At 57.9% G+C, this 16,797-nt stretch carries 16 protein-coding genes and 4 tRNA genes; 15 read left to right on the plus strand and 5 right to left on the minus strand.

Annotated elements, in window-relative coordinates; genetic code table 11:
- Positions 1-15: 15 nt before the first annotated feature.
- Both LA321_RS07780 and LA321_RS07785 read right to left on the minus strand, forming a co-directional pair.
- Positions 16-456 (minus strand): DUF417 family protein, encoded by a 441-nt coding sequence (locus tag LA321_RS07780; RefSeq protein ID WP_042072494.1) that lies wholly within the window; start codon positions 454-456, stop codon positions 16-18.
- Between the two features lie 13 nt (positions 457-469).
- Positions 470-1,003, minus strand: a complete 534-nt coding sequence (locus LA321_RS07785) for a carboxymuconolactone decarboxylase family protein (protein WP_042072493.1) — start codon at positions 1,001-1,003, stop codon at positions 470-472.
- A 103-nt stretch (positions 1,004-1,106) separates the two neighbouring features.
- On the opposite strand from LA321_RS07785, the gene LA321_RS07790 reads away from it, so the two are divergent.
- The gene (locus tag LA321_RS07790) at positions 1,107-1,940 is read left to right on the plus strand and encodes an AraC family transcriptional regulator (RefSeq protein WP_042072492.1); all 834 of its coding nucleotides are present in this window, start codon (positions 1,107-1,109) and stop codon (positions 1,938-1,940) included.
- A gap of 39 nt (positions 1,941-1,979) precedes the next feature.
- Here the strand turns inward: LA321_RS07790 and LA321_RS07795 are convergent, their stop codons facing one another.
- Positions 1,980-3,335, minus strand: coding sequence for a TrkH family potassium uptake protein (locus LA321_RS07795; RefSeq protein WP_042072490.1), 1,356 nt, complete (start codon positions 3,333-3,335; stop codon positions 1,980-1,982).
- Complete coding sequence (locus LA321_RS07800; RefSeq protein WP_026457411.1) at positions 3,332-3,985, minus strand: potassium channel family protein; 654 nt, start codon at positions 3,983-3,985, stop codon at positions 3,332-3,334. The genes LA321_RS07795 and LA321_RS07800 overlap by 4 nt, the downstream gene beginning before the upstream one ends.
- Positions 3,986-4,112: 127 nt before the next feature.
- Here LA321_RS07800 and murB point away from each other — a divergent pair, with 127 nt between their 5' ends.
- Together murB and birA are read left to right on the plus strand one after the other, a co-directional pair.
- Positions 4,113-5,150, plus strand: coding sequence for a UDP-N-acetylmuramate dehydrogenase (murB, locus tag LA321_RS07805; protein WP_026457410.1), 1,038 nt, complete (start codon positions 4,113-4,115; stop codon positions 5,148-5,150).
- On the plus strand, positions 5,147-6,112 hold the full coding sequence (gene birA, locus LA321_RS07810) for a bifunctional biotin--[acetyl-CoA-carboxylase] ligase/biotin operon repressor BirA (RefSeq protein ID WP_042072489.1): 966 nt from the start codon (positions 5,147-5,149) through the stop codon (positions 6,110-6,112). Before murB ends, birA begins: the two co-directional genes overlap by 4 nt.
- 75 nt (positions 6,113-6,187) lie before the next feature.
- On the opposite strand, the gene coaA is transcribed toward birA, so the two are convergent.
- Positions 6,188-7,126 (minus strand): type I pantothenate kinase, encoded by a 939-nt coding sequence (coaA, locus tag LA321_RS07815; RefSeq protein WP_026457408.1) that lies wholly within the window; start codon positions 7,124-7,126, stop codon positions 6,188-6,190.
- 263 nt (positions 7,127-7,389) lie between these two features.
- Here coaA and LA321_RS07820 point away from each other — a divergent pair.
- From LA321_RS07820 to rpoB, 12 genes are all read left to right on the plus strand, one after another.
- Positions 7,390-7,474 (plus strand) — tRNA-Tyr (locus LA321_RS07820).
- 38 nt (positions 7,475-7,512) lie between these two features.
- A tRNA-Gly gene (locus LA321_RS07825) sits at positions 7,513-7,587 on the plus strand.
- Between the two features lie 4 nt (positions 7,588-7,591).
- Positions 7,592-7,666: transfer RNA gene (locus LA321_RS07830), tRNA-OTHER, on the plus strand.
- A 93-nt stretch (positions 7,667-7,759) separates the two neighbouring features.
- Positions 7,760-8,944, plus strand: a complete 1,185-nt coding sequence (gene tuf, locus LA321_RS07835) for an elongation factor Tu (protein WP_061476754.1) — start codon at positions 7,760-7,762, stop codon at positions 8,942-8,944.
- A gap of 53 nt (positions 8,945-8,997) precedes the next feature.
- Positions 8,998-9,074 (plus strand) — tRNA-Trp (locus tag LA321_RS07840).
- 60 nt (positions 9,075-9,134) lie between these two features.
- Positions 9,135-9,506: a preprotein translocase subunit SecE gene (gene secE / locus LA321_RS07845; protein ID WP_026456245.1), complete on the plus strand. Its 372-nt coding sequence runs from the start codon at positions 9,135-9,137 to the stop codon at positions 9,504-9,506.
- 9 nt (positions 9,507-9,515) lie between these two features.
- Positions 9,516-10,067 (plus strand): transcription termination/antitermination protein NusG, encoded by a 552-nt coding sequence (gene nusG / locus LA321_RS07850; protein ID WP_005306318.1) that lies wholly within the window; start codon positions 9,516-9,518, stop codon positions 10,065-10,067.
- Positions 10,068-10,201: 134 nt separating this feature from the next.
- On the plus strand, positions 10,202-10,630 hold the full coding sequence (rplK, locus tag LA321_RS07855; RefSeq protein ID WP_026456244.1) for a 50S ribosomal protein L11: 429 nt from the start codon (positions 10,202-10,204) through the stop codon (positions 10,628-10,630).
- A gap of 4 nt (positions 10,631-10,634) precedes the next feature.
- Positions 10,635-11,336, plus strand: a complete 702-nt coding sequence (gene rplA / locus LA321_RS07860) for a 50S ribosomal protein L1 (protein WP_026456243.1) — start codon at positions 10,635-10,637, stop codon at positions 11,334-11,336.
- A 257-nt stretch (positions 11,337-11,593) separates the two neighbouring features.
- Complete coding sequence (gene rplJ / locus LA321_RS07865) at positions 11,594-12,094, plus strand: 50S ribosomal protein L10 (RefSeq protein WP_005339895.1); 501 nt, start codon at positions 11,594-11,596, stop codon at positions 12,092-12,094.
- Positions 12,095-12,145: 51 nt separating this feature from the next.
- Positions 12,146-12,511, plus strand: a complete 366-nt coding sequence (gene rplL / locus LA321_RS07870) for a 50S ribosomal protein L7/L12 (protein WP_026456242.1) — start codon at positions 12,146-12,148, stop codon at positions 12,509-12,511.
- Positions 12,512-12,735: 224 nt separating this feature from the next.
- Positions 12,736-16,764 carry a DNA-directed RNA polymerase subunit beta gene (rpoB, locus tag LA321_RS07875; RefSeq protein WP_042070365.1) on the plus strand — a complete coding sequence of 1,343 codons (4,029 nt, stop codon included), beginning with the start codon at positions 12,736-12,738 and terminating at the stop codon, positions 16,762-16,764.
- Positions 16,765-16,797 lie beyond the last annotated feature (33 nt).

Raw genomic sequence — 16,797 nt, forward strand, 5'->3', positions numbered from 1 at the left:
CCAAAGGCATTGTTGTCAGGCTGCCCGGGCGGGCAAGCTGGCGCGGATCCTGTGCTGGTAGTGCAGAACCACCCCGAGGAACACCAGATCCTTGAAGATGAAGAACTCGGTGACCGGCACGCCGTCGACCACCTTCCAGACCCCTGTCAGGGTCAGCAGGAAGCTCAGGGTAACCAGGAAGGTGACGATAGCCCCCATGCTGCTCCAGTAACCGATGCGGGGTTGCCACAGACCCACGACCAGTCCGACGGCGATCACTATCTCGGCCAGCCCGATCAGGTTCGATACGCCCTGTTCCGACAGGGGGCCATAGAGCCAGCTCATCAAGGGGTGGCTGGCTACCAGTGGCTTGATGGCGGCCGCCTCGGTCGGGGTGAACTTGAACACGCCGATCCAGAGCAGGGTCAGTACCACGCCCGCCAGGGCGATCAGAAAGCCTTTGTCATGTTGCTGCATGGGGGAGCCTCGCTTAAGGGGTCAGGGTGACGGGCGGGAAGTCGATATCGGTCGCCGCCAGATGGTTGCCATAGTTGGTCAGGGTATTGACCACCACCTGTCCGAGCACCTCCAGCAGCAGCTCGTCGTCCACACCGGCGGCGCGGGCGCTCGCCAACTGCTCGTCACTGATGACCCCACGCTGGCTGACCAGCGCCGTTGCCAACTGCAGCAGGGCGTGATCGAGGGGATCCGCCGCCTGGCCGAGACGGGCTGCGCGGATCTCCTGGGCCGAGAATCCGGCCTTGCCCGCCAGCAGGGTGTGGGCAGACAAGCAGTATTGGCAGGCGTTGGCCTGACCGATGGCCAGTGCCAGCAGCTCTCGTTGAGGGGCGGTGAGGCGTCCCTTGCCGAGGGCATCGGCAAAAGCCAGGAAGCCGTTGAGCAGGGCTGGCGAGTGGGCCAGGGTGGCGTAGAGGTTGGGCACCATGCCCAGAGTGCGTTGCAGGGTGGCCAGGGTCGGGGCGGCAGACGGTTGCGGCTGGGATACGGGTTGGATACGGCTCATGATGTACTCCTGTGTGTTGGTGAAGGTACGGGAGACAGTGTGCCGTCGTTCGTGATACGGTTTATCACCCATTGTCTTTAAATAGATACAATTCGTCTCAAATATGGATCCACTCTCCACCCTGTTGGCCCATGCCACCCCCGAAGCCAGGCTCTTCTTCGCCGGCAACCTGTGCCAGCACTCCCCCAGCGACGACTACCCGGGCGGTGGACATCTCCATCTGTTGCGCAGCGGTGCCCTGACGCTGCGTGAAGAGGGGGGCGCCAGCCTGCTGCTCGAGGAGCCGACCCTGATCCTGTTTCCCCGGGGACGCCGGCACAGGCTTGAGCCCAGAAAGCTGGGGGGCTGCGATCTGGTGTGTGCCAACGTGGCGTTCGGGCAGGGGGGCGCATCGCCGTTGCAGCAGGCGTTGCCGGACTCGCTGGTGTTGCCACTGCGAGTGCTGCCTGCCCTGACGCCGGTGCTGGATCAGCTGTTTGACGAGGCCTTTCACCCCCGCTATGGGCAGGAGCCGGTGCTCTCCCGCCTGCTGGAGGTGCTGTTGATCCTGCTGCTCCGCCATCTGGTCGAGCGGGGGGAGTGCCAGCAGGGGATGCTGGCGGGTCTGTCCGATCCCCAGCTGGCGAGGGCTATTTCGGCGATGCATCAGCGCGGAGATGAACCCTGGACCGTGGCCACGCTGGCGCGGGAGGCCGGCATGTCGCGAGCCCGTTTTGCCGCGCGGTTTCAGGAACGGGTCGGTCAGGCGCCGCTCGGTTATCTGACCCGTTGGCGCATGGCGCGTGCCTGCCAGCAATTGTTGGCGGGGGAATCCATGGTGCAGGTGGCGCTGGGGGCAGGGTACAGCGGCAGTGTCGCCTTCGGCCGGGCGTTCGAGCGGGAGCTGGGGATGAGTCCGGGGCGCTGGCTCAAGGCACAGCAGGAGCGGGCAGAATAGAAACGGGGCAGCCAGTGGCTGCCCCGTTCTCATGGTCGATCAACCCGTGTAGACACCCTCTTCCGGGTAGCGGATGCGAGTCTCGACCGGGCGAGCCAGCATGAAGGCTAGGGTGAGGGGGCCAAGACGGCCACAGATCATCACCAGCACCAGGATGAGTTTGCCCGGCTCGCTCAGGGAGCTGGTGATACCGGTGGAGAGGCCGACGGTGGCAAAGGCCGAGATGGTCTCGAACATGATTTTGTCGAACGGCAGATCCTCGGTGATCATCAAGAGGAACATGGCCAGCATCAGCCCCATGACGCTGACCATGATGATGGCCAGCGAGCGGGTCACGATCTGGGGCGACAGGGTGCGGCCAAAGGCAGTGACGTGGGGGCGCTTGGTCAGGAAGGCCTTGGTGGCGAGCAGGACCACCGCAAAGGTGGTGACCTTGATACCGCCCCCCGTGGAGGTGGCGCCGGCCCCGATGAACATCAGCATCATCATGAACAGCAGGGAGGCGGGCACCATCTGGCCGATGTCGATGGAGTTGAAACCCGCCGTCCGGGCGCTGGCCGACTGGAAGAAAGCTGCCAGCAACTGGCTGCCCAGGCTGGCTTCACCCAGAGTGCCCGGGTTGTTGTGTTCAAGCAGCCAGAACATCAGGGTACCGATCAGCAGCAGGGCTGGCGTCATCACCAGCATCAGCTTGCTGTGCAGCTTGAGCCTGCGCCAGCGGCGGTTGCGCACCAGATCGACGATGACGGTAAAGCCAAGCCCCCCCAGGATCAGCAGGCCGGCGATGGTGAGGCTGATGAGAGGGTCATCTCTATAGTCCATGAGATTGTTGGCAAACAGCGAGAAGCCGGCGTTGTTGAAGGCCGATACCGCATGGAAGAAGCTGACGTAGAGGCCGTGAACCCAGCCCATCTCGGGCACCCAGCGAATGGCCATGATGGCGGTGCCGATCAGCTGGGCGATGAAGGCGAACAGCACGATGCGCTTGACCAGCTGGACTATGTTGACCGATCCCTCCTGGCCCAGCGCCTCCTTGGCCAGCACCTGCTGGCGCAGGCCGACCCGCTTGCTGAACATGGCAATCAGCAACAGGGTCATGGTCATCTGGCCCAGACCGCCAATCTCCATCAGGATGAGCAGGAAGATCTGCCCTTGCAGGGTGAAGGCGGTACCTGTATCCACGACCCCGAGGCCGGTTACGCTGATGGCCGAGGTTGCGGTAAACAGGACGTTGATGAAGGTGACCTCGCCCTTGTGGCTGGAGGGCTGCACCAGAAAGATGGTGCCGACCAGCAGGATGATCAGAAAGCTGCCGAGGATCAGCCGGGCTTCGCTCCAGCGGGACTCATCCTTCTGATACAGGGCGAAGGTGTAATTGCTGCGCCAGTTGATCATAGGGTTTCAAGCCAGTGATCGATGGCGTGCTTGTTGCCAGCCAGGATCAGGATATCTCCCAGCTGCAGCTCCATCTTGCCGGTCAGCACGTTGTGCAGGGTTTCGCCGCGCTTGATGGCGAGCAGCTGGAAGTCGCTCTGTTGCAACAGGTGGAAGTCGCTGAGGGCTTTGCCGTTCAACTGCAGACCGATGACGAACTCGGTCAGCACCATGTCATGGCCCAGTTCCAGATAGTCGAACAGGCGGTTGTCGAGCATGCTCTGGGCGACCCGGCGACCCATGTCCCACTCAGGGTTGATCACTTTGTCGGCCCCCACCTTCTGCAGGATCTTGGCGTGAAATTTGTCGCGCGCCTTGACCCACACCTTCTTCACGCCGGCTTCTTTCAGCACGAGGGTGGTGAGGATGCTGGTCTCCAGATTGTCACCGATGGCGACGAAGACGATGTCGAAGTTGGCCAGCCCCAGCTCGGCCACAGTGGCCTCGTCGGTGGCATCGGCAACGATGACATGGTTGCACAGGGTGGCGATCTGGCGGGTTCTGCTCTCGTCGATGTCGATAGCCAGTACCTCGGCATCCTGTCGTTGCAGCTCTTCGCACAGGGCGCTACCAAACAGGCCCAGGCCGATGACGGCAAACTGGTTGTTCATGAGTGGTTCCTCAACAGTTGGATCTGTCTACTCTAAACCACTGTTATTCGGCCGGAAAGAGCCCAGGTTTTTCGTCATCGACCAACTTGAGGTAGACTGCGCCTTCGCACCAAGCCGGGACAGACCGATGAAACTGAATGCCAACGCCTCCCTGTTGAGTCTCAACACCCTTGCCCTCGATGCTCATTGCCTCTGGCTGGCCGAGGTGGAGCAGGTCGCCGATCTGGGCAACCTGCGCGCCGATCCCCAGCTCGGGTCTTTGCCGCGTCTGACCCTGGGCGGCGGCAGTAATGTGCTGTTTACCACCGATTTCCTCGGGCTGGTGATCCTCAACCGTCTGAAAGGGATCGAGATGCAGGATGGCGGCGATCACTGGTTGCTCCATGTGGCGGCGGGCGAGGATTGGCATCAGCTGGTGTGCCATGCCCTGCAGCAGGGGTGGCATGGACTGGAAAACCTGGCGCTGATCCCGGGTACGGTCGGCGCCGCACCGGTGCAGAATATCGGTGCCTATGGCGTCGAGCTGGCCACCTTCTGCGACTATGTGGATGCGTTCAACTGGCAGAGCGGCGAGATGGAGCGGATCGCGGCGGATCAGTGCCGTTTCGGCTATCGCGACAGCATCTTCAAGCATGAGTACCAGGATACTCACCTGATCACCGCCGTCGGCCTGCGTCTGCCCAAGGCGTGGCAACCCGTTGTGGGTTACGGCCCGTTGGCAGCCCTCGGTGAATCCCCAGCGGCCCAAGCCATCTTCGATACCGTCTGCGCAACCCGCATGGCCAAGCTGCCGGATCCGGCTGTGCTCGGCAATGCGGGTAGCTTCTTCAAGAACCCCGTGGTGCCGGCCGAGCTGGCGCAACGGCTCAAGCAGCAGTATCCGCAGATGCCCTGCTATCCGGCCGGAGAGGGTGAGGCCAAGCTGGCCGCGGGCTGGCTGATCGATCAGTGCGGCCTCAAGGGCTTTGCCATCGGTCGCGCCGCCGTCCATCAGGAGCAAGCACTGGTGCTGGTCAATCTGGGGGACGCCAGCGCCATGGAGCTGATCGCCCTGGCGGCCCATGTGCGTGACAGCGTGGAGCAGAAGTTTGGTGTAGTGCTGGAGCACGAGGTGCGCTTCATGGGGGCGCAGGGGGAAACATGGCTTGACGAGGTGCTGGCATGACATTGACACCCATCAGACAGACCCTGATTTCCCTGCTCAGCGACGGCCAGTTCCACTCCGGTGAGCAGCTGGGTGAGCAACTCGGCATCAGCCGTGCGGCGGTGAGCAAGCACATGGCGGCCCTCAAGGGGCTGGGGCTGGATCTGTTCAGTCTGACCGGCAAGGGTTATCGATTGGCTGTGCCGCTGGCGCTCTACGATCAGGCCCAATTGCAAGCCTTGGCCCCGATGGCGCCGATCCACTGCTTCCCGGTCATCGACTCCACCAACCAGTTCCTGCTGGAGCGGGTTAACCAGGCCCGCGCCGGCGAGTGTTGCCTGGCCGAGTGCCAGACCGCCGGCCGTGGTCGTCGTGGCAAGCCGTGGATTTCGCCGTTTGGTTGCCAGCTGATCTTGAGCATGTACTGGCGGCTGGAGCAGGGGATGGCTGCAGCCATGGGATTGAGCCTGGCAGTGGGCGTTGCCGTGGTGGAGGCGCTGGAATCCCTCGGTTATCAGGGGGTTGAGCTCAAGTGGCCCAACGATCTCTACTATCAGGGGCGCAAACTGGCAGGGATTCTGGTGGAGATGAGCGGCAGTGCCGGTGCCAGTTGCCATCTGGTGATCGGGGTCGGCCTCAATCTGGCCATGCCTGCCCGGGAAGGGGAGAGGATCGATCAGGCCTGGGCCGAACTGCGCCACATCAACCCCGAGCTGGTTGATCGCAACCAGTTGGCCGCCCGGGTGATAGAGCACCTGCAAACCGCCATGCAGACCTTCGAACAAAGCGGATTGGGGAGCTTCGTCGACGCGTGGAACCGGCTCGATCATTTTGCCGGTCGCCCTGTTCGTCTGCTGATGGGCGATCAGGAGGTCCGCGGCATCGCCAGGGGGATCGACGATCGCGGTGCCCTGCGTCTGGAGACGGAGGAGGGCATCAAGTTCTATCTGGGCGGTGAAATCTCCCTGCGCCGGGGAGACTGAGGGCGACCGTGACAGTTATAAACGAAGAGGGGGCCACTGGCCCCCTCTTCGTTTATCCGTTGTCTGTTCAAGCCGTCACTTGCGCAGTTTGATCTGTTCGATGGCATGCTCCTGTCCCTTGGTCAGGATCAGGTTGGCTCGCTCCCGAGTTGGCAGGATGTTTTCTTGCAAATTCAGATAGTTGATATCTTGCCAGATGTTGCCGGCAATCCGGGTCGCTTCGCTTTCCGCCAGCTTGGCATAGTGGTGGAAGTAGGAGTCCGGATCCGAGAAGGCACCGCTGCGAAACTTGAGGAAACGCTCGATATACCAGGTGCGCAGCAGCTCGGCATCGGCATCCACATAGATGGAAAAGTCGACGAAATCAGACACGAACACGCGGTGCGGATCCTGCGGGTAGTCCATGCCGCTTTGCAGCACATTGAGCCCTTCCAGGATCAGGATGTCCGGCTGCTCCACCACCTTCTTCTCGTCGGGAATGATGTCGTAGATAAGGTGGGAATAGACGGGGGCCTCCACCTTTTCGTGTCCCGCGCGGATGTTGGCGACAAACTCCACCAGATGACGGATATCGTAGGACTCGGGGAATCCCTTGCGGCGCATCAGGCCGCGCTCCTCCAGCACCTTGTTGGGATAGAGAAAGCCGTCGGTGGTAACCAGCTCTACCCGCGGGTGCTCCGGCCAGCGCTCCAGCAGCGCTTGCAGGATGCGCGCCGTGGTGCTCTTGCCACCGGCCACGCTGCCCGCGATGCTGATGATGTAGGTGCCCTTGCCGCGGGACTGGCCGAGAAACTGCTCCAGCACCCGGCTGCGACGCTGCTTGGCCTTGACGTAGAGATTGAGCAGACGGGAGAGCGGCAGATAGATCTCTTCGACTTCCCGCAATGACACCTTCTCGTTGATCCCGCGCAGGGTTTGCAGATCGTGCTCGGTCAGGGTCAGGGGGACCGAATCGCGCAATAACGCCCATTGTTCGCGGGTGAATTGCAGATAGGGGTTATGCTCTGTCGTCATGGTGTCGTCACTGTTTCTTGGGCACGGCGACCATACACCAAGGGTGGGGGAGCGACAAGCGACCTGGCGGGATTGCCCGATTTGTCGCCATGTTTTTGCAAACTCGGCGGCAATAAAGCACTTTTTGCCGGGCTCAATGGTTGCATCCCCCAAATCCTTACAATAAAATGCGCGACGCTTAGATGTCTGTCGTCTATTTGCCGAGCAAAAGCGATAAAAACAACGGGTGCAAGCAGAATTACCGTTGTGACAATCTGGTATTTGGAGGGGTTCCCGAGCGGCCAAAGGGATCAGACTGTAAATCTGACGGCTCTGCCTTCGAAGGTTCGAATCCTTCTCCCTCCACCATATTTCTCTGCGGTTTGAGTTCTTTGGGTTAGAGAAATGCGGGCATCGTATAATGGCTATTACCTCAGCCTTCCAAGCTGATGATGCGGGTTCGATTCCCGCTGCCCGCTCCAAGATGCTGATATGGCTCAGGCGATACCAAGAGCTACACCCTCGGGTGAGGTCGGCAGTCGAATCTGCCTGTCAGCACCAACCTCTCTTCCCCACCAGATTCAAATCCATCATATAAACTGTTCTGTGGTTAGCTTGCCACCGCGTACTCAGCGTTAGTTTAGAGGGACGATCATGTCTAAAGAAAAATTTGAGCGTAGTAAACCGCACGTTAACGTGGGTACCATCGGCCACGTTGACCACGGTAAAACCACCCTGACTGCTGCTATCACCAACGTGCTGGCCAAGCACTTCGGTGGTAAAGCTTTCGCCTTCGACCAGATCGACAAGGCACCGGAAGAGCGTGAGCGTGGTATCACCATCAACACCTCCCACGTAGAATACGACACCGCTACCCGTCACTACGCTCACGTAGACTGCCCGGGTCACGCCGACTACGTTAAAAACATGATCACCGGTGCTGCCCAGATGGACGGCGCTATCCTGGTAGTAGCTGCGACTGACGGCCCGATGCCGCAGACCCGTGAGCACATCCTGCTGGGTCGTCAGGTAGGCGTTCCGTACATCATCGTGTTCATGAACAAGTGCGACATGGTTGATGACGAAGAGCTGCTGGAACTGGTCGAGATGGAAGTTCGCGAACTGCTGTCCGAGTACGACTTCCCGGGTGATGACCTGCCGGTAGTCCGCGGTTCCGCACTGAAAGCGCTGGAAGGCGAAGCTCAGTGGGAAGAGAAGATCATCGAGCTGGCCGGTCACCTGGATTCCTACATCCCGGAGCCGGAGCGCGCGATTGACCAGCCGTTCCTGATGCCTATCGAAGACGTATTCTCCATCGCTGGCCGTGGTACCGTAGTAACCGGTCGTGTAGAGCGCGGTATCGTTAAAGTAGGTGAAGAAGTGGAAATCGTGGGTATCAAAGATACCACCAAGACCACCTGTACCGGTGTTGAGATGTTCCGCAAGCTGCTGGACGAAGGTCGTGCAGGCGAGAACATCGGTGCACTGCTGCGTGGCGTGAAGCGTGAAGACGTAGAGCGTGGTCAGGTCCTGGCCAAGCCGGGCACCATCAAGCCGCACACCAAGTTCGAATCCGAAGTGTACGTACTGTCCAAAGAAGAAGGTGGTCGTCACACCCCGTTCTTCAAAGGCTACCGTCCGCAGTTCTACTTCCGTACTACCGACGTGACCGGTACCATCGAACTGCCGGAAGGCGTAGAGATGGTCATGCCGGGCGACAACATCAAGATGGTTGTTACCCTGATTGCGCCGATCGCGATGGACGACGGCCTGCGTTTCGCCATCCGTGAAGGTGGCCGTACCGTAGGTGCGGGTGTTGTAGCTAAAGTTATCGCTTAATCTTTGGCTTACATAAATAAAGCAAAGCCCCTATAATAGGGGCTTTCTTATGCAGGGGCGTAGTTCGAATTGGTAGAACAGCGGTCTCCAAAACCGATGGTTGCGGGTTCGAGTCCTGCCACCCCTGCCATATACCTCGTCTCGTACGGGGCTTTTGTGTCTTTGGTTACGTCAGATACAGGTGGGTTGTATGAGTGTTAGTTCTGAGAGCCAGGGCGGAAGCAAGGATACCCTGCTTTGGGGCCTGGTTTTCATTATCCTGGCGGCCGCTGTAGTGGGTAATTATCTGCTGAGTGATGTCATGGTTGCCGTCCGCGCCCTGGGTGTGGTCGTTGTGATTGCTGCTGCTGGTGCAGTGGCCCTGCAAACCACCAAGGGAAAGGCAACACTGGCATTCGCCCGTGAGTCTCGCCTGGAAGTCCGCAAGGTCGTATGGCCGACCCGTCAGGAAGCCATTCAGACAACCCTGATTGTGCTGGCGGTGACTGCCGTGATGGGCCTGCTGCTGTTCGTTCTGGACGGTGCCTTGGTCTGGTTGGTCAACCTGATTACCGGTGTGTAAGGATAAGCCATGACTGAACAACGTGAACAACGTATGAGATGGTATGTCGTGCAGGCATTTTCCGGCTATGAAGGCCGTGTTGCCAAATCTCTGCGTGAACATATCAAGATGCATGGCATGGAAGACATGTTCGGTGAAGTACTGGTCCCGACCGAAGAAGTGGTCGAGATGCGTGCCGGCCAGAAGCGCAAGAGTGAGCGCAAATTTTTCCCGGGTTATGTCCTGGTCCAGATGATCATGGATGAAACCACGTGGCACCTGGTACGCAATGTACCGCGCGTCATGGGCTTCATCGGCGGTACTTCCGACCGCCCGGCGCCGATCTCCGACAAAGAGGCCGATGCCATTCTGAATCGTCTGCAGGATGCCCACGACAAGCCGCGTCCGAAAACCCTGTTTGAACCGGGTGAGATGGTACGGGTTGCCGATGGTCCGTTTGCCGACTTCAACGGTACCGTTGAAGAAGTGGATTACGAGAAGAGCCGCGTGAAAGTCTCCGTACTGATCTTCGGTCGTTCTACTCCGGTTGAACTGGATTTTGGTCAGGTCGAAAAAGGCTGATCGAATTATGTACGTTTAACGGTTGTCAGGGGCAGCGAATATCTCTATAATTCGCTGCCCCTTTATTAGTTGGGGAGCCGTTTGCAGGAGCATGTCTCCGAGGCGCTAGAACCCATATTTGAGGTAATTTCCTAATGGCTAAGAAAGTCACAGCTTATATCAAGCTGCAGGTTGCTGCTGGTGCAGCCAACCCGTCTCCTCCCGTTGGTCCTGCACTGGGTCAACACGGTGTTAACATCATGGAATTCTGTAAGGCGTTCAACGCCCGTACAGAGAAGCTGGAAAAAGGTTCACCGACTCCGGTCGTGATCACCGTTTACAGCGACCGTTCCTTCACCTTCGAAACCAAGACTCCGCCCGCTTCCTTCCTGCTGAAGAAAGCTGCTGGCATCAAGTCTGGTTCTGCCAAGCCGAACAAAGACAAGGTTGGTAAGGTGACCGTTGCTCAGCTGCAAGAAATCGCCAAGACCAAAGAGCCGGATATGACCGGTGCCGATCTGGATGCAAAAGTACGTTGCATCGCCGGCTCCGCTCGTTCCATGGGTCTGGTAGTGGAGGATTAAGACAATGGCTAAACTTTCCAAGCGTATGCGCGTTATTCGCGAAAAAGTTGACGGTACCAAAGAGTACTCCATCAACGAAGCCATTGCCCTGCTGAAAGAACTGGCTACCGCCAAGTTCGTTGAAAGCGTTGACGTTGCTGTCAACCTGGGTATCGACGCTCGTAAATCCGATCAGAACGTACGTGGTGCAACTGTACTGCCGCACGGTACCGGTCGTGACGTTCGCGTTGCCGTATTTACCCAAGGTGCCAACGCCGAAGCTGCCAAAGCTGCCGGTGCTGACCTGGTAGGTATGGATGACCTGGCCGAGCTGGTCAAAAAAGGCGAGATGAACTTCGACGTCGTTATCGCATCCCCGGATGCCATGCGAGTTGTTGGTCAGCTGGGTCAAATCCTGGGCCCGCGTGGTCTGATGCCGAACCCGAAAGTTGGTACTGTAACTCCGAACGTTGCCGAAGCCGTCAAGAATGCCAAGGCTGGTCAGGTTCGTTACCGTAACGACAAGAATGGTATCATCCATACCACTCTGGGTAAGGTTTCTTTCAACGAAGTTCAGCTGAAAGAAAACTTGGAAGCTCTGCTGGTTGCCCTGAAAAAAGGCAAACCCTCTTCCGCCAAAGGTCAATTCATCAAGAAAGTCAGCATCTCCACCACCATGGGTGCCGGTGTTGCCGTAGACCAAGCTTCTCTGGAAGCTCAGGCCTAATTGATGGGTTTTACAAGGCGCAAAATTTAATCTATAATTTTGCGCCTTGATTGGTTGGGGGTTTCGACCTCCGTCCAAGACCGCAGGAGGCTGCAAAGCCTTAATGTTTCCTGCGTAGACGGTGCCGGAAACCCAGCGAGAAAGATTCTTTCTCTTCTGGAATCCTGCTACCGCATCGTTCCCCTCTGTTGTTAAAGGTAGGGGGGATGTGTCAGTACTGGGTCTACAGACCCGGATTCAATCCAGGAGTTAAGCCAATGGCATTGGGACTCGAAGACAAAAAGGCAATTGTTGCTGAAGTCAACGAAGCTGCCAAAGGCGCCCTGTCCGCAGTTGTAGCCGATTCTCGCGGTGTGACTGTAGACAAGATGACCGTCCTGCGTAAGACCGCTCGTGAAGCTGGTGTGTACATGCGCGTTGTGCGTAACACCCTGCTGCGTCGCGCGGTTGAAGGTACCGAATACGAGTGCCTGAACGACGCATTTACCGGTCCTACCTTGATTGCTTTCTCCAACGAACACCCGGGCGCTGCCGCTCGTCTGTTCAAAGAGTTTGCCAAAGCGAACCAAAAGTTCGAAATCAAGGCTGGCGCTTTTAACGGTGAGTTTATCGCCGCAGCACAAATTGATCGTCTGGCCACGCTGCCGACCTACGAAGAAGCAATTGCGAAGTTGATGGCTACCATGAAGGAAGCCTCTGCTGGCAAGCTGGTTCGTACTATCGCTGCTGTTCGCGACCAGAAACAAGCTGCTGCTTGATTCTCGCCTATCTAGGCTGTTTGAGTTTATTCAACATCAGGAATTTTTGTCATGTCTATCACTAAAGACCAAATCATCGAAGCCGTTGCTTCCATGTCCGTAATGGAAGTTGTTGAGCTGATCGAAGCTATGGAAGAGAAGTTCGGTGTTTCTGCCGCTGCTGCCGTAATGGCTGGCCCGGCTGCTGCTGAAGCAGTAGAAGAGAAGACCGAGTTCGACGTAGTTCTGACTGCTGCCGGTGCTAACAAAGTTGCCGTTATCAAAGCCGTTCGTGGCGCCACCGGTCTGGGCCTGAAAGAAGCCAAGGACCTGGTAGAAGCTGCTCCGGCTAACCTGAAAGAAGGCATCTCCAAAGACGAAGCTGAAGCTCTGAAGAAAGAGCTGGAAGCTGCCGGTGCTTCTGTTGAGATCAAATAATCTGCATTTATGTAGATTAGCCTGATAAAACAGGCTAGGGCTGGTGAATTTTTGTTCACCAGCCTTTTTGCGCTGTAGACTGAGAGCATTTCACACCGTTTACGACTCTCGGTGCACCAGCAATCCGGACTGTTTTCTTTCGTCCGGGCCAACACAAAACGGTGTTGAGACAGAGCTGTCCCGCGGGACAGAGTGGGTCACTTATCAGCGAGCTGAGGAACCCTATGGTTTACTCTTATACCGAAAAAAAACGCATTCGTAAGGACTTCGGTAAGCGAGACCAGGTACTGGACACGCCTTATCTGTTGTCCATTCAGCTGGACTCCTTCAAGCAGTTCATCGAGGCTGACCCGGAAGGTGAATATGGCCTAGAGGCCGCTTTCCGTAGCGTTTTCCCGATCACCAGTTACTCCGGTAGTGCTGAGCTTCAGTATGTCAGCTATCGCCTGGGTGAGCCGGTATTTGACGTAAAAGAATGCCAGATCCGTGGAGTGACCTACTCCGCGCCGCTGCGTGTCAAGCTTCGTATGGTTCTGTACGACCGTGAAGCAGCTGCCGGCACCGTCAAAGACATCAAGGAACAAGAAGTATACATGGGCGAAATTCCGCTCATGACCGAGAACGGCACCTTTGTTATCAACGGTACCGAGCGGGTAATCGTCTCCCAGCTGCATCGTAGCCCGGGCGTCTTCTTCGACCACGATAAAGGCAAAACACATTCATCCGGTAAGGTGCTCTATAACGCTCGCGTTATCCCCTACCGTGGCTCCTGGCTGGACTTCGAGTTCGATGCGAAAGACAACCTGTTTGTCCGTATCGACCGTCGTCGTAAATTGCCGGCATCCATTATTCTGCGCGCCCTGGACTTCAGTTCCGAAGAAATCCTGGCCACCTTCTTCGAGACCATCGGTTTCGAAGTGAAAGATGGCAAGTTGATGATGGATCTGGTGCCTGAGCGCCTGCGTGGTGAAACTGCGACCTTTGACATCGTGGCCAATGGCGCCGTGGTGGTTGAAACCGGTCGTCGTGTGACCGCGCGTCACATCCGCCAGTTGGAAAAAGATTCCGTCACCCAGATCGAAGTGCCGGTTGAGTATGTTGTTGGCAAAGTTGCTGCCAAGGACTACGCACATCCGCAGACTGGCGAGCTGGTTGTCGCTGCCAACCAGGCCCTGAGCCTGGAAGCCATCGCCAACCTGTCCCTGGCCGGCTTCAAGCATTTCGAGGTTCTGTTCACCAACGAACTGGACCACGGTGCCTACATGTCCGAGACCCTGCGCATCGACTCCAGCACCAACCGTCTGGAAGCGCTGGTAGAGATCTACCGCATGATGCGTCCGGGCGAGCCGCCCACCCGCGAGGCCGCTGAGCAGCTGTTCGAGAACCTGTTCTTCTCCGCCGAGCGTTACGACCTGTCCACCGTTGGTCGCATGAAGTTCAACCGTCGCCTGGGTCGTGAAGACGAAACCGGCGTGGGTGTGCTGACCAAGGACGACATCGTCGAGGTGATGAAGCGCCTGATCGACATCCGTAACGGCAACGATGAAGTGGACGATATCGACCACCTGGGTAACCGTCGTATCCGTTCCGTCGGCGAAATGGCTGAAAACCAGTTCCGTGTCGGTCTGGTGCGTGTCGAGCGTGCGGTCAAGGAGCGTCTCTCCCTGGGCGACCTGGACACCCTGATGCCGCAGGATCTGATCAACGCCAAGCCGATTTCCGCCGCAGTCAAAGAGTTCTTTGGTTCCAGCCAGCTGTCCCAGTTCATGGACCAGAACAACCCGCTGTCCGAAGTGACCCACAAGCGCCGTATCTCCGCGCTGGGCCCGGGCGGTTTGACTCGTGAGCGCGCCGGCTTTGAAGTCCGAGACGTACACCCGACCCACTACGGTCGTCTGTGCCCGATCGAGACTCCTGAAGGTCCGAACATCGGTCTGATCAACTCCCTGTCCGTGTACTCTCGTACCAACGAGTACGGTTTCCTCGAGACTCCGTACCGCAAGGTCATTGACGGTGTGATCACCGACGAAGTGGACTACCTGTCTGCTATTGAAGAAGGCAAGTACGTGATCGCACAGGCTAACGCCGCGACCACCGAAGATGGCCGTCTGAAAGATGAATTGATCCCGTGCCGTCACAAAGGTGAATCCACCTTTATGAACGCCGACCAGATCCAGTATATGGACGTGAGCCCGCAGCAGATCGTATCTGTGGCAGCGGCCCTGATCCCGTTCCTGGAACACGATGACGCGAACCGCGCATTGATGGGTTCAAACATGCAACGTCAGGCTGTACCGACCCTGCGTGCTGACAAGCCGCTGGTAGGTACCGGTATGGAACGCGCTGTGGCCGTTGACTCCGGTGTAACCGTAGTCGCCAAGCGTGGTGGCATGATCGACTATGTCGATGCCTCCCGTATCGTTATCAAGGTAAATGAAGATGAGCTGTTGCCAGGCGAAGCCGGCATCGACATCTACAACCTGACCAAATACACCCGTTCCAACCAGAACACCTGTATCAACCAGCGTCCTTGCGTGATGTTGGGTGAGCCGGTGATGGCTGGCGACGTACTGGCTGACGGCCCGTCCACCGACTTGGGTGAGCTGGCGCTCGGTCAGAATATGCGCGTCGCGTTCATGCCGTGGAACGGTTACAACTTCGAAGACTCGATCCTGGTGAACGAGCGTGTTGTTCAGGAAGATCGCCTGACCACCATCCACATCCAGGAACTGGCCTGTATCTCCCGTGACACCAAACTGGGTCCGGAAGAGATCACTGCCGACATCCCGAACGTGGGTGAAGCCGCGCTGTCCAAGCTGGATGAGTCAGGTATCGTCTACGTGGGTGCCGAAGTGAAGGGCGGCGACATCCTGGTTGGTAAGGTGACCCCGAAAGGTGAAACCCAGCTGACTCCGGAAGAGAAGCTGCTGCGCGCCATCTTCGGTGAGAAGGCCTCCGATGTGAAGGACTCCTCCCTGCGTGTGCCGAACGGTGTGTACGGTACCGTGGTTGACGTGCAAGTCTTTACCCGCGATGGCGTGGAAAAAGACAAGCGCGCCAAAGAAATCGAAGAGATGCAGCTGAAGGAAGCGAAGAAGGACTTGACCGAAGAGTTCAAGATCTTGGAAGACGGCATTTTCGGCCGCTCCCGCAACCTGCTGCTGGCCGCCGGTTACAGCGAAGATCGTCTGAACAAGCTGGAGCGTTCCAAGTGGTTTGAACTGGCCATCGAAGATGAAGCCAAGCAGACCGAACTGGAGCAGATCGCTGAGCAGCACGTTGAGCTGAAAGCCGAGTTCGACAAGAAGTTCGAGAACAAGCGTCGCAAGATTATCCAGGGTGATGATCTGGCGCCGGGCGTACTGAAAATCGTCAAGGTTTATCTGGCAGTCAAGCGTCGCATCCAGCCGGGTGACAAGATGGCGGGCCGTCACGGTAACAAGGGTGTTATCTCCAAGATCTGCCCGGTCGAGGATATGCCTCATGACGAATTCGGCCGTCCGGTCGACATCGTACTGAACCCGTTGGGTGTACCGTCTCGTATGAACATCGGTCAGATCCTCGAAGTTCACCTGGGCCTGGCGGCCAAGGGGATCGGCGAGAAGATCGACCGCATGGTCAAAGAGCAGCGTGAGCTGCACGAGATGCGCAACTTCCTGCAACAGGTCTATGACCTGGGCGAGAAGGACTCCCAGCAAGTGAACATCGCCGAGCTGTCCGACGACGACGTGCGTACCCTGGTGGGTAACCTGCGTAAGGGTCTGCCGGTTGCTACGCCGGTCTTTGATGGTGCCAAAGAGCGCGAAATCAAGGCCCTGCTGAAGCTGGCCGATCTGCCGGAATCCGGTCAGATTGATCTGTTCGATGGCCGCACTGGTAACCGCTTCGAGCGTAAGGTAACCGTAGGTTACATGTACATGCTGAAGTTGAACCACTTGGTCGACGACAAGATGCACGCGCGTTCTACCGGTTCTTACAGCCTGGTTACCCAGCAGCCGCTGGGTGGTAAGGCTCAGTTCGGTGGTCAGCGTTTCGGTGAGATGGAAGTGTGGGCCCTGGAGGCTTACGGTGCGGCATATACCCTGCAGGAGATGCTGACCGTCAAGTCTGACGATGTGAATGGCCGTACCAAGATGTACAAGAACATCGTGGATGGCGACCACCGTATGGAGCCGGGCATGCCCGAATCCTTCAACGTATTGCTGAAGGAAATCCGCTCCCTGGGTATCAACATCGAGCTGGACGAAGAGTAAGAGCTCGCTCTTATTGTTCGAGAATTGACGTGG

It is taken from the genome of Aeromonas enteropelogenes, assembly GCF_020097295.1.
Classification (GTDB): Bacteria; Pseudomonadota; Gammaproteobacteria; order Enterobacterales; family Aeromonadaceae; genus Aeromonas; species Aeromonas enteropelogenes.